Source organism: Aeromonas fluvialis (assembly GCF_000819885.1).
Lineage (GTDB): Bacteria > Pseudomonadota > Gammaproteobacteria > Enterobacterales > Aeromonadaceae > Aeromonas > Aeromonas fluvialis.
The window spans coordinates 92,863-116,834 of record NZ_CDBO01000067.1 but is presented as its reverse complement, the minus strand read 5'-3'; the positions used below and the strand labels follow the sequence as shown (position 1 = coordinate 116,834).

At 60.0% G+C, this 23,972-nt stretch carries 21 protein-coding genes, 1 tRNA gene and 1 pseudogene; 11 read left to right on the top strand and 12 right to left on the bottom strand.

The features are described from left to right. Positions 1–113: 113 nt before the first annotated feature. Positions 114–1,184, top strand: a complete 1,071-nt coding sequence (gene lptG, locus BN1125_RS14335; protein WP_042013089.1) for an LPS export ABC transporter permease LptG — start codon at positions 114–116, stop codon at positions 1,182–1,184. Between the two features lie 74 nt (positions 1,185–1,258). Here lptG and BN1125_RS14330 read toward each other — a convergent pair whose 3' ends face one another. After that, the gene (locus tag BN1125_RS14330; RefSeq protein WP_042013087.1) at positions 1,259–1,792 is read right to left on the bottom strand and encodes an RDD family protein; all 534 of its coding nucleotides are present in this window, start codon (positions 1,790–1,792) and stop codon (positions 1,259–1,261) included. Between the two features lie 143 nt (positions 1,793–1,935). On the opposite strand from BN1125_RS14330, the gene BN1125_RS14325 reads away from it, so the two are divergent. After that, positions 1,936–2,021 (top strand) — tRNA-Leu (locus BN1125_RS14325). Between the two features lie 337 nt (positions 2,022–2,358). On the opposite strand, the pseudogene BN1125_RS18185 reads toward BN1125_RS14325, so the two are convergent. The 4 genes and pseudogenes from BN1125_RS18185 to BN1125_RS14305 all read right to left on the bottom strand — a co-directional run. Continuing rightward, positions 2,359–2,643 (bottom strand): annotated as a pseudogene (locus tag BN1125_RS18185) (TonB-dependent receptor domain-containing protein); the annotation flags it as partial. A gap of 861 nt (positions 2,644–3,504) precedes the next feature. Further along, positions 3,505–4,416: a D-alanyl-D-alanine endopeptidase gene (pbpG, locus tag BN1125_RS14315; RefSeq protein WP_042013085.1), complete on the bottom strand. Its 912-nt coding sequence runs from the start codon at positions 4,414–4,416 to the stop codon at positions 3,505–3,507. Between the two features lie 257 nt (positions 4,417–4,673). Continuing rightward, entirely contained in the window at positions 4,674–6,140 is a 1,467-nt protein-coding gene (gene yjeM / locus BN1125_RS14310; RefSeq protein WP_042013083.1) for a glutamate/gamma-aminobutyrate family transporter YjeM, read from the bottom strand. Between the two features lie 672 nt (positions 6,141–6,812). After that, the gene (locus BN1125_RS14305; protein WP_042013082.1) at positions 6,813–7,868 is read right to left on the bottom strand and encodes a porin; all 1,056 of its coding nucleotides are present in this window, start codon (positions 7,866–7,868) and stop codon (positions 6,813–6,815) included. Between the two features lie 218 nt (positions 7,869–8,086). On the opposite strand from BN1125_RS14305, the gene glpX reads away from it, so the two are divergent. Then, entirely contained in the window at positions 8,087–9,097 is a 1,011-nt protein-coding gene (gene glpX, locus BN1125_RS14300; RefSeq protein WP_042013081.1) for a class II fructose-bisphosphatase, read from the top strand. 148 nt (positions 9,098–9,245) lie between these two features. Beyond that, a complete protein-coding gene (locus BN1125_RS14295; protein WP_042013080.1) occupies positions 9,246–9,497 on the top strand; it encodes a YkgJ family cysteine cluster protein in 252 nt (83 codons plus the stop codon). Positions 9,498–9,567: 70 nt separating this feature from the next. Here BN1125_RS14295 and BN1125_RS14290 read toward each other — a convergent pair whose 3' ends face one another. Genes BN1125_RS14290 through hemC form a run of 4 tightly spaced genes read right to left on the bottom strand, consistent with a single transcriptional unit; the run spans position 9,568 to position 13,448 of the window. After that, entirely contained in the window at positions 9,568–10,731 is a 1,164-nt protein-coding gene (locus BN1125_RS14290) for a heme biosynthesis HemY N-terminal domain-containing protein (protein WP_042013078.1), read from the bottom strand. Positions 10,732–10,741: 10 nt separating this feature from the next. Next, a complete protein-coding gene (locus BN1125_RS14285) occupies positions 10,742–11,791 on the bottom strand; it encodes a uroporphyrinogen-III C-methyltransferase (RefSeq protein WP_042013077.1) in 1,050 nt (349 codons plus the stop codon). Then, a complete protein-coding gene (locus BN1125_RS14280; RefSeq protein WP_042013076.1) occupies positions 11,788–12,522 on the bottom strand; it encodes a uroporphyrinogen-III synthase in 735 nt (244 codons plus the stop codon). The genes BN1125_RS14285 and BN1125_RS14280 overlap by 4 nt, the downstream gene beginning before the upstream one ends. Continuing rightward, entirely contained in the window at positions 12,519–13,448 is a 930-nt protein-coding gene (gene hemC / locus BN1125_RS14275) for a hydroxymethylbilane synthase (RefSeq protein ID WP_156993388.1), read from the bottom strand. The genes BN1125_RS14280 and hemC overlap by 4 nt, the downstream gene beginning before the upstream one ends. A 335-nt stretch (positions 13,449–13,783) precedes the next feature. Here hemC and BN1125_RS14270 point away from each other — a divergent pair, with 335 nt between their 5' ends. Continuing rightward, a complete protein-coding gene (locus tag BN1125_RS14270; protein WP_042013074.1) occupies positions 13,784–16,303 on the top strand; it encodes a class I adenylate cyclase in 2,520 nt (839 codons plus the stop codon). Positions 16,304–16,369: 66 nt separating this feature from the next. Here BN1125_RS14270 and BN1125_RS14265 read toward each other — a convergent pair whose 3' ends face one another. Next, positions 16,370–17,023: an alpha/beta hydrolase gene (locus BN1125_RS14265; protein WP_042013073.1), complete on the bottom strand. Its 654-nt coding sequence runs from the start codon at positions 17,021–17,023 to the stop codon at positions 16,370–16,372. Beyond that, positions 17,020–17,334, bottom strand: coding sequence for an iron donor protein CyaY (gene cyaY, locus BN1125_RS14260; RefSeq protein ID WP_042013071.1), 315 nt, complete (start codon positions 17,332–17,334; stop codon positions 17,020–17,022). Before cyaY ends, BN1125_RS14265 begins: the two co-directional genes overlap by 4 nt. Before the next feature lie 73 nt (positions 17,335–17,407). Here cyaY and lptM point away from each other — a divergent pair, with 73 nt between their 5' ends. The 6 genes from lptM to BN1125_RS14235 all read left to right on the top strand — a co-directional run bounded on the left by lptM (position 17,408) and on the right by BN1125_RS14235 (position 22,356). Beyond that, the gene (lptM, locus tag BN1125_RS18675; protein WP_084202321.1) at positions 17,408–17,584 is read left to right on the top strand and encodes an LPS translocon maturation chaperone LptM; all 177 of its coding nucleotides are present in this window, start codon (positions 17,408–17,410) and stop codon (positions 17,582–17,584) included. A 20-nt stretch (positions 17,585–17,604) separates the two neighbouring features. Continuing rightward, positions 17,605–18,855 carry a diaminopimelate decarboxylase gene (lysA, locus tag BN1125_RS14255; RefSeq protein WP_042013070.1) on the top strand — a complete coding sequence of 417 codons (1,251 nt, stop codon included), beginning with the start codon at positions 17,605–17,607 and terminating at the stop codon, positions 18,853–18,855. Between the two features lie 185 nt (positions 18,856–19,040). Continuing rightward, the gene (dapF, locus tag BN1125_RS14250) at positions 19,041–19,871 is read left to right on the top strand and encodes a diaminopimelate epimerase (protein WP_005336371.1); all 831 of its coding nucleotides are present in this window, start codon (positions 19,041–19,043) and stop codon (positions 19,869–19,871) included. Between the two features lie 91 nt (positions 19,872–19,962). Beyond that, the gene (locus tag BN1125_RS14245; RefSeq protein WP_042013069.1) at positions 19,963–20,643 is read left to right on the top strand and encodes a DUF484 family protein; all 681 of its coding nucleotides are present in this window, start codon (positions 19,963–19,965) and stop codon (positions 20,641–20,643) included. Continuing rightward, positions 20,636–21,613 (top strand): tyrosine recombinase XerC, encoded by a 978-nt coding sequence (gene xerC / locus BN1125_RS14240; RefSeq protein WP_042013068.1) that lies wholly within the window; start codon positions 20,636–20,638, stop codon positions 21,611–21,613. Before BN1125_RS14245 ends, xerC begins: the two co-directional genes overlap by 8 nt. A 32-nt stretch (positions 21,614–21,645) precedes the next feature. Next, positions 21,646–22,356 carry an HAD-IA family hydrolase gene (locus BN1125_RS14235; protein WP_042013067.1) on the top strand — a complete coding sequence of 237 codons (711 nt, stop codon included), beginning with the start codon at positions 21,646–21,648 and terminating at the stop codon, positions 22,354–22,356. A gap of 79 nt (positions 22,357–22,435) precedes the next feature. Here the strand turns inward: BN1125_RS14235 and BN1125_RS14230 are convergent, their stop codons facing one another. Beyond that, positions 22,436–23,965: a mechanosensitive ion channel domain-containing protein gene (locus BN1125_RS14230; RefSeq protein WP_042013066.1), complete on the bottom strand. Its 1,530-nt coding sequence runs from the start codon at positions 23,963–23,965 to the stop codon at positions 22,436–22,438. Between the last annotated feature and the right edge of the window lie 7 nt (positions 23,966–23,972).

The following is a 23,972-nucleotide window of genomic DNA, read 5'->3' as shown; positions in this document are numbered from 1 at the left end:
CTGATGTTTGGCGTTCTCGATAGATATGACAATCGGGTCATTTTGATGCCGACCCGGTGTATCACACTTCAGGATCAAATCAGCATGAAGCTGCAAGATAGGAGTCTCGGCTGATGTTTGGCATTCTCGACAGATATATCGGCCGGGTCATTTTCATGTCGATCCTGCTGTGTGAAGTGACCCTGGTCGGCCTGGCGGCGCTCATCAAGTATGTGGAGCAGCTCAAGGCGGTCGGGGACGGCAACTACGACATGGTCAATGCGCTCTATTTTGTGCTGCTATCCATGCCCAAGGAGGCGGTGCTTTTCTTCCCGCTGGCCGCGCTGCTAGGTGGTCTGATTGGTCTGGGTCAGCTGGCGACCAGCTCAGAGCTGGTGGTGATGCAGGCGGCGGGTCGCTCCAAGATCAGTATCGTGATGGCGGCGCTTAAGACGGCTATTCCGCTGATGATCCTGGTGGGGCTGATGGGGGAGTATGTGGCCCCCATCGCCAAGCGGATGGCAGATGACATCAAGGCGGGCGCGCTGTCCGAAGGTCGCCTGACGGTCTCCGCCTACGGGGTGTGGGCTCGCGATGGCAACAACTTCGTCAATATCAACGGGGTGCGCAACGATGGCGCTCTCACCGGCATCACCCTTTATCGCTTTACCCCGGATCGCAAGCTGATCGACGTGGTGCAGGCGCAGGAGGGGGTGTTTGACCAGCACCACTGGCTGCTCAAGCAGGCGCATGTCACCCGGTTTGACGACCCAATCCGGATCCAGAGCGAACGGCATCAGAAGATGGAGTGGGCTTCCGAGCTGACGCCCAAGCAGCTGGGGGTGGTGAGTATCGATCCGGAGAACCTCTCGGTCTCCGGTCTGCGGGACTATATCGACTATCTGGATGCCAACAAGCAGGATGCCGGTCGCTACAAGCTGGAGCTGTGGCGCAAGCTGTTGTCACCCCTCTCCGTGGTAGCGATGATCCTGCTTGCCTCTTCCTTCATCTTCGGCCCGCTACGCTCGGTGAGCATGGGGGCGCGGATGCTGATGGGGATCATGACCGGCTTCGCCGTCTATGTGAGTGATCGGGTGTTTGGCCCCATCAGTCTGGTCTATGCAGTGCCACCGATCCTGGCAGCCGTCGCGCCCAGCCTGCTGTTTGGCGGTATCTCCTTCTACATCCTCAGCCGCAAGCAGTAATCCATACGAGGTTATGAAGGAATGCAAAGAGGGCACCTGTTGGTGCCCTCTTTCGTTGCTGCATTAAACCGGTATTACTTGTTCAACAATTCGAGATTTTGCTGTTTGCTCAGCACAATCACTTCGCACTCGGCCCAGATATCCTGAAACGCCCGCGGACGCTTGCGGTTGAACAGGCACATCAGGTTGCCCAGACCAAAGGCGGCGGTGGCGAGACGGATCAGCGCCTGGGTAACGCGGATATGGCTGCCATCCTCGTTCTCAATGCGCAGCCGCCAGGCGCGCATACCGATGGTCTGGCCGGCACGGGTCCAGAACCAAGTGTAGAAACCGCAGATGACGAAGGCGAGCCACAGGGTATAAATCAGGCTCAACGAGTGTCTGGTCAGCAACCAGACGCTATCTTCGCCAGCCGGTACGCTGGCCATGCCGGTGACCAGCAGCAGCTTGGCGACACCCATGCCGATAAAGCCGGCGATGATCAGCAGGGAGGTCACCACCAGAGCGTCATAGATCAGTGCGCCGAGACGGCGCAGCAACCCGGCTGATGGATAACCTGGTTTGGTGGAAGAGGGGGGCGTTTGTTGGACTTGTTTGCGCTTGGCCATCGTTTTTATTCCATTAAGAGGATGGCGGCATTCTATGTAACTGATCCCGAATCGGCAAGGTGTTGAATAAATGAACAAACGGGCGTGTTCAATCGAAAAACACCTTGCATGGCATCGCGCCATTCGTATAATCCCTCGCAGTTGCCCGGGTGGCGAAATCGGTAGACGCAGCGGATTCAAAATCCGCCGGTGAATAACCGTGTCGGTTCGAGTCCGACCCCGGGCACCATCAAATTCATGACAAAAGGCCATCAGCAATGATGGCCTTTTGTTTTTGGGTTCCTGCGCGTTGATGCGTTATTGCTGAGCAGTCAGTACTTCCCGTTACTGTTTGGCATCCCTTCTCTATTTTCCGCTCTACATTATTTCTTTGTTTTGATGTGGCCGCTGACGGAATGACCGCTAGCAGCCTGTTTCTATCGATGTATTCTTTCATTTCCTTGCTACGCAGTAGCATGGTTGCGCGCTACCCCAGCAGGGCAAACAGCAGGGTGCCGAGGGTGCCAGTGAGCGTCAGTGCGATGATGGCTCCGAGTGTGCCGTGCAGCTTGGTCCACATAAACAGGCTGCTGCCAGTGATAACCGGCGCGGGCATCGAAGCGGGCGTAACCGGGCAGTGTGGTGGAGTTGGCGTTGTCGGCAAAGCGATCGCCTACCGCCGTCACGCCAGTTTCACCGAACCAGCCCTGCTCGCCGCTTTTGTAGCCGAGATAGAACTGGCCATTCTGGCGGGAGACGTTCATCGGGCGCTTGCCCTGCAGATCCGCATCCGCCTTGACCTGCTGGGCATCCTGAATGGCGATACCGCCGCGCAGGTAGATCTCGTCAGTCAGTTGGGCGCGGGCACTCAGCCCGCGAATGCCGCTCAGGGCTTCACTCAGCGTCGGTTGGCCGAAGGCGGTCAGCTCGCTGACCTTGACGCTGTCGATGGTCTGGGGAACCAGCTTGGCTGGCGTATTGGTACGGGTAGTGGTGGCGACTTCCTGATGTTGGGAGCGTTTGCCAACCACAGTCATGGTTTCATCGGCGGCCTGGGCAGTGAAGCCGGTGCCCAGCGGAGCCAGTGAGACCAGCGTTCTGCGAAAGTGAGGGGGCTGCATATTCAATATTGACTCTTTGGATGTTGACCTGATGGCTCTAAGATATTGATTTAATTGCAGTTGGTCTGTCTCGCTGAAGCGGGATGCCAGTGATGTTGATTTTCATTTATCTGAAAGGTGAAAGTGGAGGGGGGGCGTGAGGGCGGGTTATGCGGTTGGAGGCGCGCGGCTGAAACGGGTAGTCCCCCAGCAGCGAACAGGCAGAGGCCAAAACCCAGCCAGAGGGTGAGCACTGGCCTCTCAAGCCGGTAGCAGCGCGCCAGCAGGCTCACGGCCATGATCAGGGTTGCATGCCCAGCCTCCAGCCAGCTGTTGAGGGGGTGCCGAGCAGGCATTACCGTTGCCCGTGCAGGAAGGCTATCACCCGCCCGCGATACTTGAAATATGCACAGTGGCTTGTCGTTACAGGGGCTGTGGTTGCACGCTAAAGTTCTCACTTATAATTTTCAAAATATTGATTTTATTTGCATTATTGGTGTTGTTGAACGGTCGCGTTTTGTGCCGGGATGGCGGGAGGTGCTATCTGTCGCGGGATCTGACTCCCGTTTATTGGGCGCAGCCACACAGATAAAAAAGCGAGGCGGGCACCTCGCTTGGTTGGGGATGTCGAGCTTACTGGTGGGTCAACATGCGGCTCTGGTTGGCTGCCAGGGTGGTTTTACCCGAGCTCTCCAGCCAGGTTTTGATCCGTTTGGCATCGGCGACCCGATCGTTGGTGGTCTCGGCATTGAGCAGCACCATGATCACCGGTTCGCGGTTGACCTTGGTACCCAGCACCAGACAGCGGCCCGCTTCGCGGATATAGCCGGTCTTGGAGAGGGTGAATTCCCACTGCCCTTCGCGGATCAGGCGGTTGGAGTTGAGGTAGTGCAGCTGGCGCTTGTTGGTGCGCACATAGCTCTGCTCGTCGGTGGAGTACTGGCGGATCAGCGGATAGGAGGCCGCAGCGGCCGCGAGCTTGGCCAGATCTTGTGCGGTGGAGACATTGCGCGGGTTGAGCCCCGTGCTGTCGGCGTAGCGGGTATTCCACATGCCCAGCATGCGGGCTTTGGCATTCATCGCCTCGATGAAGGCGCGCTGGCCGCCGGGATAGTGGCGGGCCAGCGCCGAGGCGGCGCGGTTCTCGGATGACATCAGCGCGATATGGAGCATCTCGGCGCGGCTGAGGCGCGAGCCAATGGCCAGTCGCGAGCCGGTCCCCTTGAGGCGGTCGATATCGGCATTGGTCACGGTGAGTATTTCGTTGAGGCGCAGGTTGGCATCCAGTACCACCAGCGCCGTCATTAGCTTGGTGAGGGAGGCGATGGGCATTACCCGGTTGCCGTTGCGCTCGGAGATCACCTCGCCGGTTCTGTGGTTGGCCACCACGAAAGCGGCCGAGCTAAGGTTGGGGGCATCCCGTCGCTCGAGAAAGCCGCTGCTGCTCTTGCTGCTGGCGGAAAAGGGATTGGCATGGGCACTGTCTACCGTTGCCGGCAGCATTACGGCGCCAAGCAACAGGGGAAGGAGGGAACGCATCATCATGATCAGCTCTACCGGACGAAATTCAGGGATATCTCGTTAGTTATATGTCGTGGACTGGCGCTTCACAATCATTCTCACCTTGATATTGATAATTTACGGCGTTGAGCGCGCTTTGACGGCGAGGAGAGTGCAAAGAGATCTCTATCGAGTCTTTTTCTGCATTGAAACTATGGGCTGCTCATCATGGCAAGCGGGAGCCGGCGCTATAAAAATCGGGACCAGATTGGTCCCGATTGGCATGGTGCATGGTTCACCGTTTAGTGGGCATCTTCCTGCTTGATCTTGAAGCGCATGGCGATCACCACGAACAGCAGCGGGCCAATGATGGTCCAGATGCCGGTGGAGATATCGCCGGAGATAAAGGGGGCGACTATGGTAAAGACGTTGCCGAAGGCGACCAGGATCAGGCTGACGATGGTGGCCAGCAGAACCGAGTCTGCACTCTTGAAGAAGATCAGATCCTTGTCCAGCGCCGGGTTGTTACGATAGCGATACCAGGCGTAGATGAGGAACATGTAGGGCAGGGTCATGCCAACGTTGGTCATGGTGATGATCAGCTCGTAGAGGGCGGCAGCGCCTTCCGGGTTGATCAGGGTAAAGATGGATTTGGCGGCAATGAACAGACAGACCACCCAGGCTTGCACCTTGAGGGCTTCAATGCGCACACCATTCTCGTTCTCGTGCTGGAAGCGCTCCGGCCAGAAGTAGCTCGGGGTGCCGGTGATGAACTGGCGCAGCGGTGCGTAGGAGAGGGCGATAAAGGCGCCCAGATAGCTAAGGAACATGCCCAGCCCGGCAAAGCGCATGAGCACCTGCCCCAACCACTCGCCACCCAGATGGCGTCCAAGCTCCAGCATGATGATAAAGAGGGCGGAAAGAGAGGTAACGCCCTCGGCCGGGAAGTCGCTCCAGCGCATGATGGAACCGACTGCCAGAAAGCCGATTATGTAGCAGAGCACGATGAAGGCGCCGGAGAGGAAGATGCCGCGCTTGAGGTCGCGCTCGGGATCTTCCAGCTCGTCAGCCACCCCGGCCATCGCCTCGACTCCGCCGTAGGCGAAGATGGCGAACACCATGAAGCCGAGGAAGGGGATGATGTCGTTGAATGCCGCGTTGGGGGAGGCCGTGATGGCCGCCTGGGTGAAGGGCTCCTGCAGGGTCATGCCACTCACCGCGAAGGTGAAGACGCCACCGACTAGCAGCAGCACGTTGAGCGCCACCACAGAGAGGCCGCCGATGGCTGCTACCTTGGCGAAGCGGGCGCTACCAAAGGTGATGAGCTTGGTGACGATGGCAACCAGCGCGATGGCGACCACTCCCAGAATAAAGGGGCCGAAGTCGATGCCGGTGCCCAGGGTGACCGGGATAACGGTGATGTCGCGGCCAAACAGCATGAATGAGAGGGGCACCCACATGGAGAGTGCCTTGCCAAACATCCAGATGACGTAGGAGGCGAACCACATGGTCAGACCGATAAAGGCGAACCGGGTCGAGACCGAGTGGCGCATCCAGGTAAAGATACCGCCCGCCTCTTTGCGAAAGCCGGTACCAAACTCGATCATCATGAGGATGAACGGAATGAAGAAGAACAGACCGCCGATCACGAACATTGGTATGGCGGCATATCCCATACGGTAGAAACCGATCCCGATATTAGTGACGCCAAATACCGATGTTAATATCATCAATATAAAGGCCCCCAACTTCAGCTTTTTTGCTGACATATGTGTAACTCCCTGATGGTGCTGAATTTAAAATAATCAAAAATTAAACAAATGAAGCCGGAAAAATGAATCACTCTGTAGCTCCCTGCCGTGCGGGCACGATCGGGTCAGCGCTGACCGGGCTGGCTTACCCGTCATGCGGTCAATGATTGTTTGGCTGGAACTCCATGGCCTTTGCCATGGATGAGATTGGCCTTTTGCTGCCGAAAATTAACTGTGAACGATTTTATCATTAATGCGGTTCAGCGGGTAAGTTTTCCGAATGAGGCTGAATTGAAAGAAATAGCGTTGCCAGTTAATTGGTACGTTGCGGATGTAAATATTTACGGCCTTGCCGACCCTTATTTCCATTACCTCGTATTCGGCCTTGGTGATCCCCTCATTTGAGCGAGGTATGGCGTGGGTGATGGGGTATGCGCGTCGGAATTAACCAGAAATAAGCCCGGATTTCGGCGCAATGAATATTTCAAATGTGGGCGGTGAACCACAACGACGGTGTGCAACCCGCTTGTTCGCGCCTTTCCAGGCTGCAACAGCAGGCTGAAATGCAGCCTGGCCATGGTCAGCTTGCCGGCGCTAGTGTCGAGCCAGGCCAGTGGGTGGTTTTCTGAATGGCGGCGATGAAAACGCGCGATGGCTTGCCATCGCGCCTCACTATTCGCCACAGGTCGATTAGAAGTCGTAGCGGGCGGCCAGCTGGAAGTCATCCTTGACGTTGAGCTTGCCGCTCTCCTTGCTGTCCAGGTTGTTGATGCGGTACTCGCCGATCACCCGCAGGTTCTTGTTGAACTTGTACTGGGCGCCCAGAGTGTAATAGTCCACGTTGTCTTTCTTGGTGCCAGCCTTATCCTGCTCCTGCTTGTTCCACAGCGCGAGCAGGCCGAAGCCGTTTGCGAAGTTGTAACCGAGCGCCGCCTCCCAACCGGTGTGGTCGGTGCCGGTTGCCAGGAAGTCGCTGCCATCGGCATAGCTCAGGGCTGCGTAGGCGGCCTTGTTGTCGAACTTGGCGGAGAGCAGCCACAGTTTGGCATCCTCTTCGCCGCTCTTGTCGCGTAGGCCGACGTTATAGGCGGTACCCAGTGACAGGTTGAACGGGAAGGTGTAGGCCACCGCAGCACCGTAGGCGGCGTCGCTATCCTTGCTGGTGGTCTCTTCGGTATCACCACCATCGAACTTGTAGCTGGTGTCGAGCTGGAAGCCATTGAACAGGCCGGAGTATTTCAGCACCGAACCGGCACGGTTGGTGGCGAAGGTATCTGTCTTGGCGCCCAGCGCATCGTTGCCGTAGCCGTCGGAGAGAGAGATATCGGTCCAGTCGGCCAAGAAACCCGGGGCCCCTTTCTGGCGACCGAAGGTCACGGTACCCCAGTCAGCGCCGACGCCAGCAAAGGCCAGACGGGTGCGCAGGTTGTCGGAGTTTTCGCTGATGGTCTTCTCGCTGTCATTGATATACATCTGTACTTCGTACTGGGCCAGCGCCTTCAGACCGCTCTGGATCTGGGTCTCGGTCTTGGCGCCGAAACGGACAAACTGGTTGGCACCCTGCTTGTCGCTGTATTCGCTTTTCGGTTTGCCGCTGGCATCCAGTTCCTTCTTGTCACCAAAGAAGTGGCCAGCGTAGATACGGCCATAGAGATCCAGCATGGAGGTGTCATTTTTGTACACTTCAACGGCTTGAGCCTGGAAGGCGGTGGTCAGAGCCAGTGCCACTACAGTCAGCTTTTTCATCTTAATTCCTTGTATTGCAAGCTTTTGTTTTGAAGACGGGGCCATGCTAGGCAGTAGGGATGACAATGGGGTGACAGTTGGGTGAAGAGTCGGTGGCAATTGGGTTGCAATTGGATGAATTGGCTACATTTGTGCGCCTGACAGCTACTTTTGTGCGCAAAGGTTTGCCCTTGTGGTAGAATGCCGCCCGTTTTCGAGCTCCATAGGTTGGATATGCGATGAGACGTGAACTGGCAATCGAGTTTTCCCGGGTGACGGAAGCGGCTGCACTGGCTGGCTACAAGTGGCTCGGACGTGGTGACAAGAATATCGCCGATGGGGCGGCCGTAGCGGCCATGCGCCACATTCTCAACCAGATCGAGATCGATGGTGAGATTGTGATCGGCGAAGGTGAAATTGATGAAGCGCCGATGCTCTATATCGGCGAGAAGGTTGGTACCGGACACGGCGACGCGGTGGATATCGCGGTCGATCCCATCGAGGGTACCCGCATGACGGCCATGGGTCAGGCCAACGCGCTGGCCGTGCTGGCGGTGGGCGACAAGGGTTCTTTCCTGAAGGCGCCCGACATGTACATGGAAAAGCTGATCGTCGGGCCCAAGGCCAAAGGCGCCATCGACCTGGATCAGGCTCTCGAGCTGAACCTCAAGGCCGTAGCCAAGGCGCTGGGCAAGCCGCTCTCCCGTCTGACCGTGATTACCCTGGCCAAGCCGCGTCATGACAAGGCGATCAAGGAGATGCAGGGACTGGGTGTTCGGGTCTTTGCTATTCCTGATGGTGACGTTGCCGCCTCCATCCTCACCTGTCTGCCGGACAGCGAAGTCGACATGCTCTATGGCATCGGTGGCGCACCGGAAGGGGTGATCTCCGCTGCGGTGATCCGCGCGCTGGATGGCGACATGCAAGCCCGTCTGGTGCCGCGCCACCGGGTCAAGGGTGACAGCCCGGAAGTGCGTGAGCTGGGCGAGCAGGAGATTGCCCGCTGTGAAGCACTCGGCATCGATGTCAACAGGGTGCTCAAGCTGGAAGACATGGCGAAAAATGACAACGTCATCTTCTCCGCCACCGGTATCACCAAGGGTGATCTGCTGGACGGCATCACCAGCGATGGCGTGATGGCGACCACCGAGACCCTGTTGATCCGTGGCAAGTCGCGCACCATCCGCCGTATCAAGTCGATCCATTACCTGGAGCGCAAAGACAGCGTGGTACGCGACATCATCCTGTGATGATGGTTCTGCCCGCCATGCGGCAGTGAATCAAGCCCGATCGCCTTGCGGTCGGGCTTTTTGCTGCTTGCCCTCTACGTTTCTCACCTGGGCTAGGGTGGCTGAGAGTTCGACAGTGCGGGTTAACCCTGAGACAGGAGTGGGTTGTATGGAATGTCGTTCCGGTTGCGCTGCCTGTTGCATCGCTCCCAGTATCAGCAGTGTCATTCCCGGTATGCCAGATGGCAAACCGGCTGGCGTCCCCTGTATCCAGCTCGACAGCGCCCTTGGCTGCAAGATTTTTGGTCAACCGGAGCGGCCGGCGGTGTGCGGCGGTTTTCGCCCCATGACGGATGTGTGTGGCAGCCACCGTGCCGAGGCCATCTGGCTGATCGGCGAGCTGGAGCGGCTCACCACCTGACGAGGGCAGGGCGAAGAGATAAAAAAAGAGGCCGCATCATGCGGCCTCTCACGTTTCTGTTCGCCGGGGATCAGACCCCCGCCAGCGCCAGTGCCTGACGATAGTACTCGTTGGCCTTGTTGGTGAGGCGGCGCTTGTCCATCAGCTGGCCAAGGGCGTGGTAGGCGGCGGCGCTCGGCGCCCGCGCCACTTCCTGCTCCAGCAGCTTCTGGGCATCGTCCAGCTGACCGGCCAGCAGATAGAGCTGGGCGAGTGCAGTGTCCACCTCCGGTTGCCCCTGCTGTTTTTGCAGCAGCGCCAGCAGCGGCTGGTAGCTGTCGAGTTTCAGCTTGGGCAGGCGACCCAGCAGTTGCGGCATCGGCTGCTTGCGCAGCGCCTCCTGCCACAGGGTGGCGGCTTCGCCATCGGCGCCCAGCTGGCGCAGCAGATCGCCGTAGCAGGCCAGCAGTTCTGGCTCGAGGCGCAGCTTGCGCGGCAGATCCTGCCACACCGCCTTGAGGGTCTCGACGCTGCCGGCAGCCTGTTGCAGGCGACCACACCAGGCCTGTTGCAGCAGATCTTCTTCCTGTTTCGGGGTCAGCTTGCCCACCTTGTGCAGTGCCGGGATCAGGTCGCACAGGGCGATCCAGTCCTGACGGGCAAGATGCACCTGACGCAGTTGATCCAGCACCATGGGGTGGCGCGGGTTGAGGGCGTAGACCGACTCCAGCATCGCCAGCGCGGTATCGTATTGGCCCTGCTCGATCTGCAGCCGGGTCTGGGTCAGGGTGAGCGCCAGCTCGGCCTTGGGGTTCTCCTCCTGCGCTTTTTGCAGGTATTGATCCCGGCGAGCGTCGTCACCACGGGCTTGCGCCGCCTTGGCGGCGCTCAGGTAGTTGAGCAACGGAGTGTCGCTGTTGCTGGCTCCCTTGATCATCAGTTTTTCAGCCTGACTGTAGTGCCCTTCTGCCATCGCCAGGGTGGCGGCGACTGTCTGTTGATTGGCCTTGCGGCGGCGGCGCGAGCCGTACCAGCCTTGTGTCTTGCGGCGCAGGCCGAATACCCGACCCAGCAGCCACTCGACGATCAGCAGGGCGCCGTAGAACAGCACGGCCAAGATCACCGCGCTGGTGACGGAGGATTCGATGGTGTAGTTGCCAAAGGCAATCAGCACATAGCCCTTGTTGCCGGAGGCTTGCGGGCCAAAGATCAGCCCTGCGACCATCACGGCAACCAGAATGATTATACGGATCATGGTGCCCTCCTCAGCTGCTGGCCAGAATGCGTTGCAGGCGTTCGGTCAGCACCTGCTCCAGCATGGCCTGGGTCTTGAACTGGGCCGGATAGTCGATCTGGATCTGCTCACCCTTGAGCTTGTCGATCTCGCTCTGCATGTAGCGGGTGGCGCTGTTATCGGTATCGAAATACTGGGTCAGCCAGCGCCGGGCCTTGTCCAGGCTGTCTTCGTAGAGCGCCTGCTGCTCGCGATAGACGGAGAGTTGGGCCTGCAACAGCTTGGTCTTGAGGTTTTCCCGCAGGAAGATCTCCTGCTGCGGCGAGAGCAGTGCCTCGACCGCGCCATCGCGACGACGGATGGTGACGAAGTTCTCGGTGAACTTGACCCAGTTCTTCTTCAGGTTGCTCTCCCACTCGTCGGGATTGGTGCTGACCGCCTGATCCGGCTCGGCCTTGGCTTCCGGCATGCTGACGGTGGAGAGGGGCAGCAGCTCGATCTGGTCGGACAGCGCGGCCAGCTTGAGGGTCAACCCTTCGCGGTCGATGCGCGGCATCCCCTTGAGCTTGGCAATATCTTCGGCCAGCGCCTTGCGGATCGGCATCAGGCTGGGGTCGTTGAGGGCGGCGATCCGCTCGTCGGCGTTGCCCAGCAAGGTGATGGCGGAGACGAGGTCATGCTCCAACCAGAGCTTGCGGCCCGCCATCCGTACCAGATACTCGGATTCGGCCAGCATCCAGTCGTTGGGGCGCTTGTCGTTGAGATCCAGTACCCGGTTCTGCAGGCCCTGCATCTCCCCTTGCAGCCGCTGCTGGGTTTGATCCAGTGCGGCCAGCTGCTCGGCATCCTTGCTGCTGGTCTGGTCGAGCTTGCTCAGGGCGCTCGCCAGCTGCTGCTTGAGCTGGGCCAGTTCGGCCTGCTGGGCCACGGCATTCTTGTGACCGTGCAGATAGAGGCCGCCGGTCAGGCCAAGGGCCAGCAGGATGGCGACCCCTCCCAGTACGGCACCGGAGCGGCTCTTGCTGCCATTGACCACAGCGGTCGGCTGGGGTTTGACCTGGGATTCTTGTTGTTCTGTCATTCCATCTTCCTCAGTTCCAGTGCGGCCATCAGGGCCTGGTTGGATGCACCTTGGGCAATCGTAATATGGATAAAGCCTGCTGCGCTGGCCATCTCGGCCACGCGCGGACTGGGAACCACCAGCAGGCGGTCAAAAAGCCAAGTCCGCTGGTGGGCGGGAACCAGCTCCAGCAGCCGTTGCAACAGTTCACCACTGGTCATGAGCAGGCTGTCGAGGCCGGCCGCCTGCCAGCGGCGGGTCAATGCGTCCCCGTCAAGATCGGGGTAGTGGCGCTCGTAGGTGGCACAATAGTGCACCAGTGCGCCGCGTGAGGCCAGCGTGCTAGCGATGAGATCTCGCCCGCCATTGCCGCGCAGGATCAGCACCCGCTTGCCGCTCACTTGTTGCAGTTCGGGCTGGGCCAGCAGCCCCTCACTGCGCGGGTCATCCGGGCAGATTGCCGCGATGCCGATGGCGGCAAAGGCATCTGCACTGGCCTGGCCCACTGTAAAGTACTCAATATGTGGCCAGGTCTGACCAGTTTGCAACAGAAAATCGTTTGCAAAATGAACGGCATGGATGCTGACCGCGATAACCATGTCGGCACTGCGCAGCAGGTCAGGCAGGAGAGGGAGTTCACTGCCCGCCACGGTTTCCAGCAGCGGGCAGCAGAGTGGTGCATGGCCGTGCTGGCGCAGCAACTGCACCAGCTCGGCGGCCTGAGCGGCCGGACGCACCACCAGCGGGGTCATGCGCGGTAGACCTCGGCCAGGATCTCGTCGGCACCGGCGGCCAGCAGACGTTGGGCCAGTTGCTCGCCGAGGGTCTCTCCATCGGCCAGCGGGCCGCGGATCTCGTCGCGGATCACCTGGGTGCCATCGGGACTGCCCACCAGGCCACGCAGCCAGATCTGTTCACCTTCGACCAGTGCATAGGCACCGATAGGAACCTGACATCCCCCTTGCAGGGCGCGATTCATGGCGCGCTCGGTCAGCACCCTGGCGCGGGTCTCGGCGTGTTCCAGCGGTGCCAGCAGGGCGTGCAGCTCAACATCGTCGAGGCGGCATTCGATGCCGACGGCGCCCTGACCGTTGGCGGGCAGGCTCTGCTCCGGCTCGATAAAGGCGGTGATGCGGTGCACCATCTCCAGCCGTTTCAGACCGGCGGCGGCGAGGATGATGGCGTCGTATTCGCCGGCATCCAGCTTGGCGAGGCGAGTGTTGACGTTGCCACGCAGGTCGCGGATCACCAGATCCGGGCGGGCGGCGCGCAACTGGCACTGGCGACGCAGGCTGGAGGTGCCGACCACGGCCCCTTGCGGCAGCTCGGCAATGGCCTTGAAACGGTTGGAAACGAAGGCATCGCGGGGATCTTCCCGCTCGCAGATAGTGTGCAGGCCGAGCCCCTCGGGGAACTCCACCGGCACATCTTTCATGGAGTGAACGGCGATATCGGCTCGCCCTTCCAGCATGGCGGTCTCCAGCTCCTTGACGAACAACCCCTTGCCACCGACCTTGGCCAGCGGGGTATCGAGGATCTTGTCACCCTGAGTGCTCATGGGCACCAGTTCGACCTGCAACTGGGGGTGCAGGGCTTCGAGTCGGTCTTTGACAAAGTTGGCCTGCCACAGGGCCAGCGGGCTCTTGCGAGTGGCAATTTTCAGGGTTCGGGCTGCCATATCAATCAGTTGTTTCATTTTTAGAAGGACATCGATATTACCACCCTTTGCCCGGGCTTTCATGGCGGAGCCGGTAAAAGCGGGGCCAAGCTCAAAAATGCATGCTGAAAATGATTTTCATTAAGTATGGCTTGCTGTTTAATGCATTGAATAAATTGGAATTTAATAATTTTTCCTGATACTTGATGTGGTCATACCAGAAATAATCTGACGTTTAGCAGGACGTTTAGCTGAAGGCTTGTTTACCACTGCTGTTTGCATTGTTAACATGATCACACTTTTTTGACGTATCCCCCTTTTGGTGCGTCATTTTCACCTAGGTGATAGGCAGGGCATTGCAGGAACACATCGATGCGCTGGTTGCGAGTTATGACGACATTACCCGTCTCAAGACGCAACGGGCGTTAGGCCTCATGAGTCGCTACGGGCAGCAGGTATTCCAACTGCTGCCCGTCATGCTGCACTTCAATCACCCCCTGCTGCCCGGTTATGTCTCCGGTGATGTCCCCCATGGCATCTGGAGCTTCAGCGCCACCGCCGAGCAGCAAGCTTTTATCGATGACCTCTGTCGCAACGCCAACTGTCAGAGCGGTCTGGCAACCCATGATCGGGCCATTCAGGGGCTCTACTCCATGGGCAGCACCTCCTCCATCGGTCAGTGCTGCCACTCCGATCTCGATATCTGGGTCTGCCACGTGGCTGGTTTGTCGCAGGAGCGGCTCGATCTGCTGGAGCAGAAGTGCCGGTTGCTCTCCAAGTGGGCCGAACAGCGCGGTGTCGATCTCAACTTCTTCCTGATCCCGGAAGACAAATTCCGCCAGACCAACGATGCCCAGATGCAGGGGGAGAGCTGTGGCAGTGCCCAGCACCTGCTGCTGCTCGACGAATTCTACCGCAGCGCCATGCGTATCGCCGGCAAGCGGCTCATCTGGTATCTGGTCCCCGTTGAGTGTGATGATCACTACGACGACTATGTATACGGGCTGTTCGAGAGCGGCAAGCTCAAGCAGGATGACTGGCTCGATCTCGGCAGTTTTGACCGCATTCCGGCGGAAGAGTATTTCGGCTCCGCCCTGTGGCAGCTCTACAAGGGGATAGACTCCCCCTACAAGGCAGTGCTCAAGTCGGTGCTGATGGAGGCCTACTCCCACGAGTACCCCAACACTCGCTTACTGTCGATGATCAGCCGTGACTGGTTCCAGCACAACGAGGGGATGCACTACCGGCTCGACAACTACAGCCTGATGCTGGACAAGGTGACCAACTACCTCAAGTCCATCGGCGACATGGCGCGGCTCGATCTGGTGCGCCGCTGCTTCTACCTCAAGGTGTGCGATGGCCTCAGCCATCCCAAGGATGATCACTCCCCGGAGTGGCGCCGCGAACAGATAGGTCAGCTGGTCTCTTACTGGGGCTGGAGCCAGGAGAAGCTCTATCAACTCGATCATCGCCACGAGTGGAAGATCGAAGAGGTGAAGATCGCCCACGCAGAGCTGCTGGAAGCCCTGATGCAGAGTTACCGCAACCTGATCCAGTTCGCCCGCCGCAACAACATCAGCGAGTCGATCAACCCGGAAGATATCGGCATTCTGTCGCGCAAACTCTACGCCGCGTTCGAGAGCCTACCGGGCAAGGTGCAGCGGGTGAACCTCAAGATAGCGCCGGATCTCAGCGAGCCGGATCTCAGCTTCGTGCAGGTGCCCCACGGCCGCCTCAACCGAGCCGGCTGGTACCTCTACAAACATTCGTTGGAGCCGGTGGACATCATTGGCCGGGCACCGCTCGAGTTCAACGGCTACATCAGCAAGCTGGTCTCCTGGGCCTATTTCAATGATCTGCTGACCCCCCAGTCGCGGGTGCACCTCTTCAATCAGGGGTCGGATCTGCACATCGACAATTTGCACCAGTTCTGTCGTGATCTCTCCGGCTGCTTCCCCGAGAAGTACCCGCTGGCCACCAACCTGGCCCTCAGCCGCCCGTGCGAGATCCGTCAGCTCTCCATCTTCCTCAATCTGGAGATGGATCCGACCAGTCACTGGGTCGGTCAGGTGATCGAATTTGACGCCAATACTGTGGATGTCTTCTCGTTCGGCCGTAATCAGGAGTGTCTGGTGGGCTCGGTGGATCTGGTCTATCGCAACTCCTGGAGCGAGATCCGCACCCTGCACTTCCAGGGGGATGAAGCCGTGGTCGACGCCCTCACCACCATCCTTGGCAAGATGCATCAGGATGCGGCCGCCCCCGAGATGATCGAGGTGTTCTGCTACAGCCAGCACTTCCGAGCGCTGGTGAGCTCCCGCTTCCAGACCCTGGTGGCCGAGTGTATCGACCTGCGCCTTGCCCGCGACAAGCAGCAACTGGTCAAGACCATGGCCCTTGGCCGCGAGAAGTACGGCATCTTCTTCGAACGGCGCGGGGTGTCGGTGAAGAAGCTGGAAAATGCCATCGACTTCTACCGCCACATCTCCCACAACAAGTTGGATCACCTGCCGCTGCGGCTCGACAAGACCCACAGCCAGCATCTGCCGAGCATCGTCGATGCCTACGCCAGCGAAGGCCTGGTGCAGTTCTTCTTCGATACCCGGGATGCGGGCACCAACATCTATATCCTCGATGAGGCGAACCGGGTGGAGATCTACCAGCACTTCGCCGGCAACAAGGATGAGTTGGTGGCGGGAGTCAACCGTTTCTACACCTCCAATCACGAGCGGTTCAGCGATGATGGCCAGTTCATCAACTTCAACCTGCCCCAGTACTACGAGATAGTGCAGCAGGGTAACGAGCTGGCGGTGATCCCTTATCGCAGTCAGGGGGCCCTGCGCGAACAGGTGCCGCCCACCAAGGAAGTGGGCTGATCCGCCCGTTGGAATCACCATACAAAACGGCCTGCTGATGCAGGCCGTTTGCTTTCTCGGGGTGGCTCAGGTGCCGAGGCGGGCCAGCAACCAGCTGCGCATGTCGCCGAGCTGCGGGCGGCAGATTTCGTGGCGCATGGGGTACTCGTGCCACTCGGGGGCGAGCCCGGCACTTTCCAGCCGGTTCTTGGCATCCCACCCCAGCGACAGGCTCACCACATCGTCATAGATGCCGTGCATGTAGCAGATGGGCAGTGTGCGAGCGGCCTCGCTCATCTCGCTGAGCAATTTATCGGGGGCAGCCAGATAGGTGGACATGCAGAGCAGGCCAGCCAGCTTGGCCTGATAGCGCAGAGCTGTGAAGGAGGCGATCACCCCGCCCTGGGAGAAGCCGGCCAGCACAATGTGCTCGGGGGCAAACCCGTCGGCCACCAGTCGATCGAGCAGGGCGGCAATCTGGTCGGCTGACTCCCGGACATGGGACTCCACGGCCCGCTCGGCGGGATCCTCGAAGCTTTTGATGTCGTACCAGCCGCGCATCTTGTAGCCCATGTTAATGGTGATGGCTCGCTCGGGGGCATCCGGCAGCAGGTGACGTACCGGCAGATCGGCTGGCAAGTCCAGCGCATCCACCAGCGGGGCGAGACCGGCGCCGGAATCCCCCAGCCCGTGCAGCCAGATCACCGCGTGACGGGCGCCCTGTGGGTGCAGGTCGATCATGGAAACACCACCTCTTCGCCCGCCTGGGTGGTGCAGGATTTGCTCAACAGCGCCTTGAGTTCGTGGCCGAAGCGGTTGTCGATCCAGGTTTCACCCTGCACTTCGAAGTGGAAGCCGTTCTCGCGGGTAGCTACCCAAATCTGGTGCAGCGGCTCCTGCTTGTTGATGATGATCTTGGTCTTGTTCTCGAACGACAGGGTCAAGACACCCCCGTTGCGTTCGCAGTCGATATCCGGATACCCCTGGTCCAGGGTGTCTTCCACATATTGGAAAAAGGCGTCGGTCAGGGCGTGATACTCGTGATCCTTCATCGGTTTATCCTGTTGCTTTTAACAATGTGAGTGCGATTATAGAGGGCCAAAAATTTTTTCGCAGCGAACCATTATGATCACCCAGTTCACCAAGTGTCTGCTTGCCACTCTTCTCTCCCTCGGGTTGGCCGCCTGCGGTCTGAAGGGGCCGCTCTATATGCCGCCCCCCGAGCAACCCCAGAGCCAGAGTACACCGCAAACGGCACCGCCTGCGACCTCTGAGGCTGCCACCGAGGCCGCATCGCACTAAATTCAGGAAGGAACCGCCCCTTGGATCACTTTAACTACGACGCCGACGGCCAGCTTCAGGCCGAGCAAACCTCGCTGCAACAGCTTGCCGAGCAGTACGGTACCCCGCTCTACGTCTACTCCCGTGCGACCCTCGAGCGCCACTGGCATGCCTTCGACAAGGCGGCTGGCGATATTTCCCATCTCATCTGCTATGCGGTGAAAGCCAACTCCAACCTGGCGCTGCTCAACCTGCTGGCCCGCCTGGGCTCGGGGTTCGACATCGTCTCCGGTGGCGAGTTGTCGCGGGTGCTGGCGGCGGGGGGGGATCCGCGTAAAGTGGTCTTCTCCGGTGTGGCCAAGAGCGAGGCGGAGATGCGCCTCGCGTTGGAAAAAGAGATCCTCTGTTTTAATCTGGAGTCGGAAGCCGAGCTGGAGCGCCTCAACCGGGTGGCGGGCAGCATGGGCAAAAGGGCGCCAGTGTCGGTGCGGGTCAATCCGGATATCGATGCCGGCACTCACCCCTATATCTCCACCGGCCTCAAGCAGAACAAGTTCGGTATACCCATCGAGTTGGCTCCGGACATCTACCGCAAGGCGGCGGCGATGGCCAACATCGAGATCGTCGGGGTGGATTGCCATATCGGCTCGCAACTCACTGAATTGAATCCCTTTATGGAAGCGGCTGACAAGTTGCTGCGGCTGATCGATGGTCTGGCTGCAGAGGAGATTCATATCCATCATCTGGATGTGGGGGGCGGCCTCGGGGTCAACTATGGTTCCGAACAGCCACCACACCCCACCGAATATGCCGAGGCGCTCAAACAGAAGCTGGCGGGCCGGGATCTGACCCTGCTGTTCGAGCCGGGCCGGGCCATCGTTGCCAATGCCGGCGTACTGCTGACCCGGGTCGAGTACCTGAAACCGGGCGAGACCCGCAACTTCGCGCTGATCGATGCCGGCATGAACGACATGCTGCGCCCCTCGCTCTACGGTGCCTGGATGAACATCATCGAGGTGGATAGCCGTGCCGGTCATGCTCCTGCACTCTATGACGTGGTGGGCCCGGTGTGCGAGACCGGCGACTTCCTCGGCAAGGAGCGCACTCTGGCCATCGCCGAAGGTTCTTTGCTGGCAGTGCGCTCGGCCGGCGCCTACGGCTTTACCATGTCATCCAACTACAACACCCGTCCCCGTGCCGCCGAAGTGCTGGTGGATGGTGCCGAGTCGCACCTGATCCGCGAGCGGGAGCAGTTGGCCGATCTCTGGCGCGGTGAGCACCTGCTGCCCTGATGGCGCAGGCTGGGACAATGATTTCATAACGGTTGACGGTGAGTTTTTACAGCCCTAACAGCACAGGAATGCACGATGTTGATAGATTTTTCCAAGATGCATGGGGCTTTGGACAACGACTTCATGGCGCTTGGCGACCCTTGGTTCGGTGAATTTTTACAGCCCTAACAGCACAGGAATGCACGATGTTGATAGATTTTTCCAAGATGCATGGCTTGGGCAACGACTTCATGGTGGTGGATGGCGTCACCCAGAAGGTATTTTTCAGCAATGACGTCATCAAGAAGCTGGCAGATCGCCACTTCGGGATCGGCTTTGACCAACTGCTGCTGGTGGAGCCCCCCTATGACCCTGAACTCGACTTTCACTATCGCATTTTCAATGCCGATGGCAGCGAGGTGGAGCAGTGCGGCAACGGCGCCCGCTGTTTTGCCCGTTTCGTGCGACTCAAGGGGCTGATTAACCGGGATCGCATCGCGGTCAGTACCGCCCGGGGCCGCATCGTGTTGCAGCTGGAGGGGGAGAATCAGGTCACGGTCAACATGGGTGTTCCCCAGTTTGAGCCGGGCAAGATCCCGTTCCGGGCCCAGAAGGCGGAAAAAACCTATCTGCTGCGGGCGCAGGAGCATACCGTGATGTGTGGCGTGGTCTCCATGGGCAATCCCCACTGTGTCATCGAGGTGCCTTCGGTCGCCGATGCGCCGGTCGAGACGCTCGGTGCCATCATGGAGCGCCACGAGCGTTTTCCCGAGCGGGTCAACGTCGGTTTCATGGAGATGGTCAACGCCACCGAGATCAAGCTGCGTGTATTCGAGCGGGGCTGTGGCGAGACCCTGGCCTGCGGTACCGGTGCCTGTGCGGCGGCGGTGATTGGCATCAGTCAGGGCAAGCTCAAGGAGCGGGTCACCGTCAGTCTGCCGGGCGGCAAGCTGACCATCGCCTGGAAGGGGCCGGGCCAGCCGGTCTATATGACAGGCCCCGCCGAGCATGTGTTTGACGGCCAGATAGAGGTTTAGCCAATAAAGGTTCAGGTACGGGGGGCGCAGGCCCCCTTTGCCCATGATGTCGGGGCAGCGAGTCCCATTTCTCTGATGGATCAACCAATTTATGAGCGAACTCAAACGGCAGGAGCAATCGGTGGATGAAGCCACTGTGCTGGAGTACCTGGCCCGTTATCCCGAGTTTTTCCAACGCCATGCCGCCGTGCTGGACAGGATCCGCATTCCCCATGAACGCAAAGGGTCGGTCTCGCTGGTCGAGCGCCAGCTGGAACGTCAGCGCGAGCGGATCGAACAGCTGGAGCAGGAGATCACCGAATTGATGGGGATCGCCAGCGAGAACGAGCGGATCTTCCGGGTCTATGCCGATCTCTACGGTGAGCTCTATGGCTGCCAGACCCTGTTCGAGGTGAGTGCCGTGATGGGCAAGGCCTTCGTCCAGCGGCTGCGCCTGACCGGGTTGCGGCTCTGGCTCAATCCCAAGAAGTTTACCCTGAGCGGGCCAGAGCAGCGTTTTCTGGCGCAGGGCAAGCAGCTCGAATCCCTGCTGGGTCAGCGTCTGCCGGGGCAGGATTACTACTTTGGCCGACTGAGCCAGAGCGAGAAGCAGGCGCTGTTTGGCCACGATGTGCTGGTCAACTCGGTGGCCCTGATGCGGCTCGGCGATCTCGGTGTGCTGGCCTTCGCCAGCTCGGATCCCGGCCACTTTACTCCCCACAACGACACCCTGCTGCTGGGCCAACTGGGGCGCCTGCTGCAACTGCGTCTGCCCGAGTTGGCTCATGGCTAGAACACCGGCCAGGGCGCCCGCCAAAGCTCCCGTCGTCGCACCGCCACTGCCTGCGGAACTGGCGGACGAGCTGGCGGCCTTTATCGAATACCTGAGGGTCGAGCGTCAGCTCAGCCCTCATACCCGCAATAACTATCAAGCCCATCTGGAGGCGATGACCGCCGAGCTGGTGGCCCTGGGGCTCACTGACTGGGGTCGGCTCGAGGCGAGTCAGGTGCGCACTCTGGTGACCCGGATGCACAAGGCGGGCCTTGCTCCTCGTTCCCTTTCCACCAAGGTCTCGGCCCTGCGCAGCTTTTGCGACTGGCAGGTGCGGCAGGGGCGGCTGACCGCCAATCCGGCCCGTGGCATCGTCACCCCCAAACAGGGGCGACCGCTGCCGAAAAACCTCGATGTGGACGAGATGCACCAGCTGCTCAACATCACCGACGAGCAGGATCCGCTGGCGGTGCGGGATCGCGCCATCATGGAGCTGATGTACTCTTCAGGGCTGCGTCTCGCCGAGCTGGTGGGGATCAATCTGGTGGATCTGAAGCTCGACGACCGTCAGCTCAAGGTGACCGGCAAGGGCTCGCGGGAGCGGGTGCTGCCCATCGGCCGGATGGCGGTCGAGTGGCTGCAGAAGTGGCTCAAGGTGCGCCCGCTGCTGGCCGGGGACGAGAGCGAGGCGCTGTTTGTCTCCAGCCGCAAGCAGCGGCTGTCGGCCCGCTCGGTGCAGGCCCGCCTCGATGGCTGGGGCAACAAGCAGGCGCTCAACGCCCACGTCCACCCCCACAAACTGCGCCACAGCTTCGCCACCCATATGCTGGAGTCCTCCGGCGATCTGCGGGCGGTGCAGGAGCTGCTGGGACATGCCGACCTGTCAACTACCCAGATCTATACCCACCTCGACTTCCAGCATCTGGCCAAGGTTTACGACAGCGCTCACCCAAGGGCCAAGCGTGACCCGGATGCGCAGGACGATGAATAACGGGCCCTGAGCCCCGTTGCAGAGGAGAGTCCATGCACTTCTATCGCCGCTGGCAGCCGGTTGCTGCCATCTCGTTTGACCTCGATGACACCCTTTATGACAACGGCCCCGCCATCGTGCGTGCCGAGCAGTGGATGTTGAGCCATCTGCGCAGCGAATATCTGGCCACCGCCATGCTCGACAAGCCGCGCTGGCTGGAGCTAAAACGCGCCGTGTTGCTGGCCAACCCCGAGCTGCGCCACGATGTCAGCCTGGCGCGCCAGCAGACCATCCGTACCGCCATGGTGGAGGGGGGGATGGCTGACCAGCAGGCCAGCCGTGAGGCGGAGCAGGTCTTTGCTGCGTTTCTGGCAGAGCGCTCGAAGATCGAGGTGAGCGAGTCCACTCATCAGCTGCTGGCCAGACTGGCCGAACGCTACCCGCTGGTGGTCATCACCAACGGTAATCTGGATCTGGCGCAGGCAGGGCTGGATCGCTACTTCACGCTGGTCTGCAAGGCGGGGGCGGGCGCCAGAATGAAACCGGCACCGGATATGTTTGAGCAGACCAGGTGCGCCCTCAAGCTGCCAGCGGAGCGGATCCTCCATGTGGGGGATCATCCCGAGACCGATGTGCTGGGTGCTCGTCTGCACGGCTTTCGCGCCGCCTGGCTCAACGAGCGGCAGCAGCCGTGGCAGCAACTGCAACTGCTGCCGGACGTAGAGTTGAATGCGTTGGGGGAGCTGGCTGATTTGTTGCTGTGACGGTTGTCATGCCTCGCGGCCGATGAGGCGCAGACGGCGGGCCGAGCCAAGGTTTGTGACCGTCTAGCCCGAGATCACCTTATCCTCTTGCGCCAAATAGCTTCATCAATTTATCAAAGAGATCAAGCTGTTGTGGTGGCCGCCTCATCGACTCAGCCTCTCGTGCCAGCAAGGCCTGCTGCTCTTGCTGGCGATCGCTCAGTACCCGATAGAGGGGCTCGACGAGCGACTCGCGCTGGGCGACCAGCTCCTGAAACATGGTCTGATTGATGCGATAGGTTTCGACTGCCCCCAGGGCGCGCACGGTAAAAGAGCTGGGCTCGCCGGTGAGCATGCTCAGCTCGCCGAAGAAGTCCCCCCCCTGCAGGGTGCCGAGCCACAGCTCCCGTTCTTCCAGATTGATCAGCATCTCGGCATCGCCTCGCACCAGCACGAACAGCCAACCCGAGATCTCTCCCTGCTCCAGCATGATATCGCCGCTGACAAAGGGGGCAAACTTCACCTGGTCCGCCAGCTGGGTCAGTTCCTGCGCCTCCAGCATGGCAAACAGCGGCAGCTTGCGCAGGGTGGCGGTGCGTTCGACCGTGTGGCGCTTGTGGCGCGCATCCTGATGTTGTTTCTCCTTGCTCATGAAGACGTTGAAGATCGGCGGGGTGAGGCGGCGATCGTTGCGACGCAGGGCAGCATCGATCAGGCTGCGCACCATGGAGTCGGTCGGATCGTCGCGAGCCAGATCGGTCAGCCAGTAGCGCACTGCATAGCGGGCAATCCCCCCCTCGACATTCATCAGCAGGCAATCCGGTTGGGGATGCTTGGCGACGCAGGGGAGCTTGGTCTCTCGCAGGGATTTCTCGATCAGGGCGATGATCTGGGTCGGCAGGGTATCCAGGGTCAGATCGAACCAGACCCAGCGTCGCCACTGCAGCGGCTCGCCACGGCGACGCCCGAGCACGGTGAAGCGCTGTTTGAGCAGATGGCTGTTGGGTATGACCACTGTTTCCCAGTTGCGGGTCTCGATGGTGGTAGCACGCCAGTTGATCTCCACCACCCGGCCCTGGGTGGTGTCTACTTGCAGCCAGTCCCCGATGGCGATGGAGTTGTCGAGCTGAATGGAGACCCCGGCCAGCAGGTTGCCCAAAGTATCCTGCATGGCGAAGGCGATGACCGCGGTGATCACCGCCGAGGTGGTGACTATCTCCCCGAGCGCCATGCCGGAGGCGTAGAGGCGAAACAGACCCCAGCCGATATAGCCGATGGTGATGACGATGTCGGCGATGATCCGCGGGATGCGGATCTGGCAGAGGGGCAGCAGAAATTCGAACAGCAGTATCCCCCACACTTTGACCAATATCAGGCCCGCCAGCAGGGTGGAGATCTCGATCAGTAATTGATGAGGCAACGGCTGTTTGAACCAGCCCCCTCCCAACTGGATCAGCAGGATCACGACAGTGCTTATCATCACGAAGGTGAGCTCCGAAAGCAGCTCACGCCGTTGCCCGGGGCGGCGCCAGAAGTGGATCAGCATCAGAGAGAGGGTGAGCAGGGTCCAGAACGGGTGTTCGCGGATCCATATCTGTGTGGGTAGCGCAGTGAGGTTGTCGCTGAACATGACGGCC

What these genes read in the sequence shown, in the direction of transcription:
- BN1125_RS14330 (WP_042013087.1), bottom strand. Translation starts at nt 1,792, where the DNA reads ATGGCCAAGCGCAAACAAGTCCAACAAACGCCCCCCTCTTCCACCAAA.
- lptM (WP_084202321.1), top strand. Translation starts at nt 17,408, where the DNA reads ATGATCACCCAGTTCACCAAGTGTCTGCTTGCCACTCTTCTCTCCCTC.
- glpX (WP_042013081.1), top strand. Translation starts at nt 8,087, where the DNA reads ATGAGACGTGAACTGGCAATCGAGTTTTCCCGGGTGACGGAAGCGGCT.
- BN1125_RS14295 (WP_042013080.1), top strand. Translation starts at nt 9,246, where the DNA reads ATGGAATGTCGTTCCGGTTGCGCTGCCTGTTGCATCGCTCCCAGTATC.
- lptG (WP_042013089.1), top strand. Translation starts at nt 114, where the DNA reads ATGTTTGGCATTCTCGACAGATATATCGGCCGGGTCATTTTCATGTCG.
- pbpG (WP_042013085.1), bottom strand. Translation starts at nt 4,416, where the DNA reads ATGATGATGCGTTCCCTCCTTCCCCTGTTGCTTGGCGCCGTAATGCTG.
- BN1125_RS14230 (WP_042013066.1), bottom strand. Translation starts at nt 23,965, where the DNA reads ATGTTCAGCGACAACCTCACTGCGCTACCCACACAGATATGGATCCGC.
- BN1125_RS14235 (WP_042013067.1), top strand. Translation starts at nt 21,646, where the DNA reads ATGCACTTCTATCGCCGCTGGCAGCCGGTTGCTGCCATCTCGTTTGAC.
- hemC (WP_156993388.1), bottom strand. Translation starts at nt 13,448, where the DNA reads ATGGCAGCCCGAACCCTGAAAATTGCCACTCGCAAGAGCCCGCTGGCC.
- BN1125_RS14305 (WP_042013082.1), bottom strand. Translation starts at nt 7,868, where the DNA reads ATGAAAAAGCTGACTGTAGTGGCACTGGCTCTGACCACCGCCTTCCAG.
- BN1125_RS14265 (WP_042013073.1), bottom strand. Translation starts at nt 17,023, where the DNA reads ATGATCGACCTGCACCCACAGGGCGCCCGTCACGCGGTGATCTGGCTG.
- dapF (WP_005336371.1), top strand. Translation starts at nt 19,041, where the DNA reads ATGTTGATAGATTTTTCCAAGATGCATGGCTTGGGCAACGACTTCATG.
- BN1125_RS14245 (WP_042013069.1), top strand. Translation starts at nt 19,963, where the DNA reads ATGAGCGAACTCAAACGGCAGGAGCAATCGGTGGATGAAGCCACTGTG.
- yjeM (WP_042013083.1), bottom strand. Translation starts at nt 6,140, where the DNA reads ATGTCAGCAAAAAAGCTGAAGTTGGGGGCCTTTATATTGATGATATTA.
- BN1125_RS14280 (WP_042013076.1), bottom strand. Translation starts at nt 12,522, where the DNA reads ATGACCCCGCTGGTGGTGCGTCCGGCCGCTCAGGCCGCCGAGCTGGTG.
- BN1125_RS14290 (WP_042013078.1), bottom strand. Translation starts at nt 10,731, where the DNA reads ATGATCCGTATAATCATTCTGGTTGCCGTGATGGTCGCAGGGCTGATC.
- xerC (WP_042013068.1), top strand. Translation starts at nt 20,636, where the DNA reads ATGGCTAGAACACCGGCCAGGGCGCCCGCCAAAGCTCCCGTCGTCGCA.
- cyaY (WP_042013071.1), bottom strand. Translation starts at nt 17,334, where the DNA reads ATGAAGGATCACGAGTATCACGCCCTGACCGACGCCTTTTTCCAATAT.
- BN1125_RS14285 (WP_042013077.1), bottom strand. Translation starts at nt 11,791, where the DNA reads ATGACAGAACAACAAGAATCCCAGGTCAAACCCCAGCCGACCGCTGTG.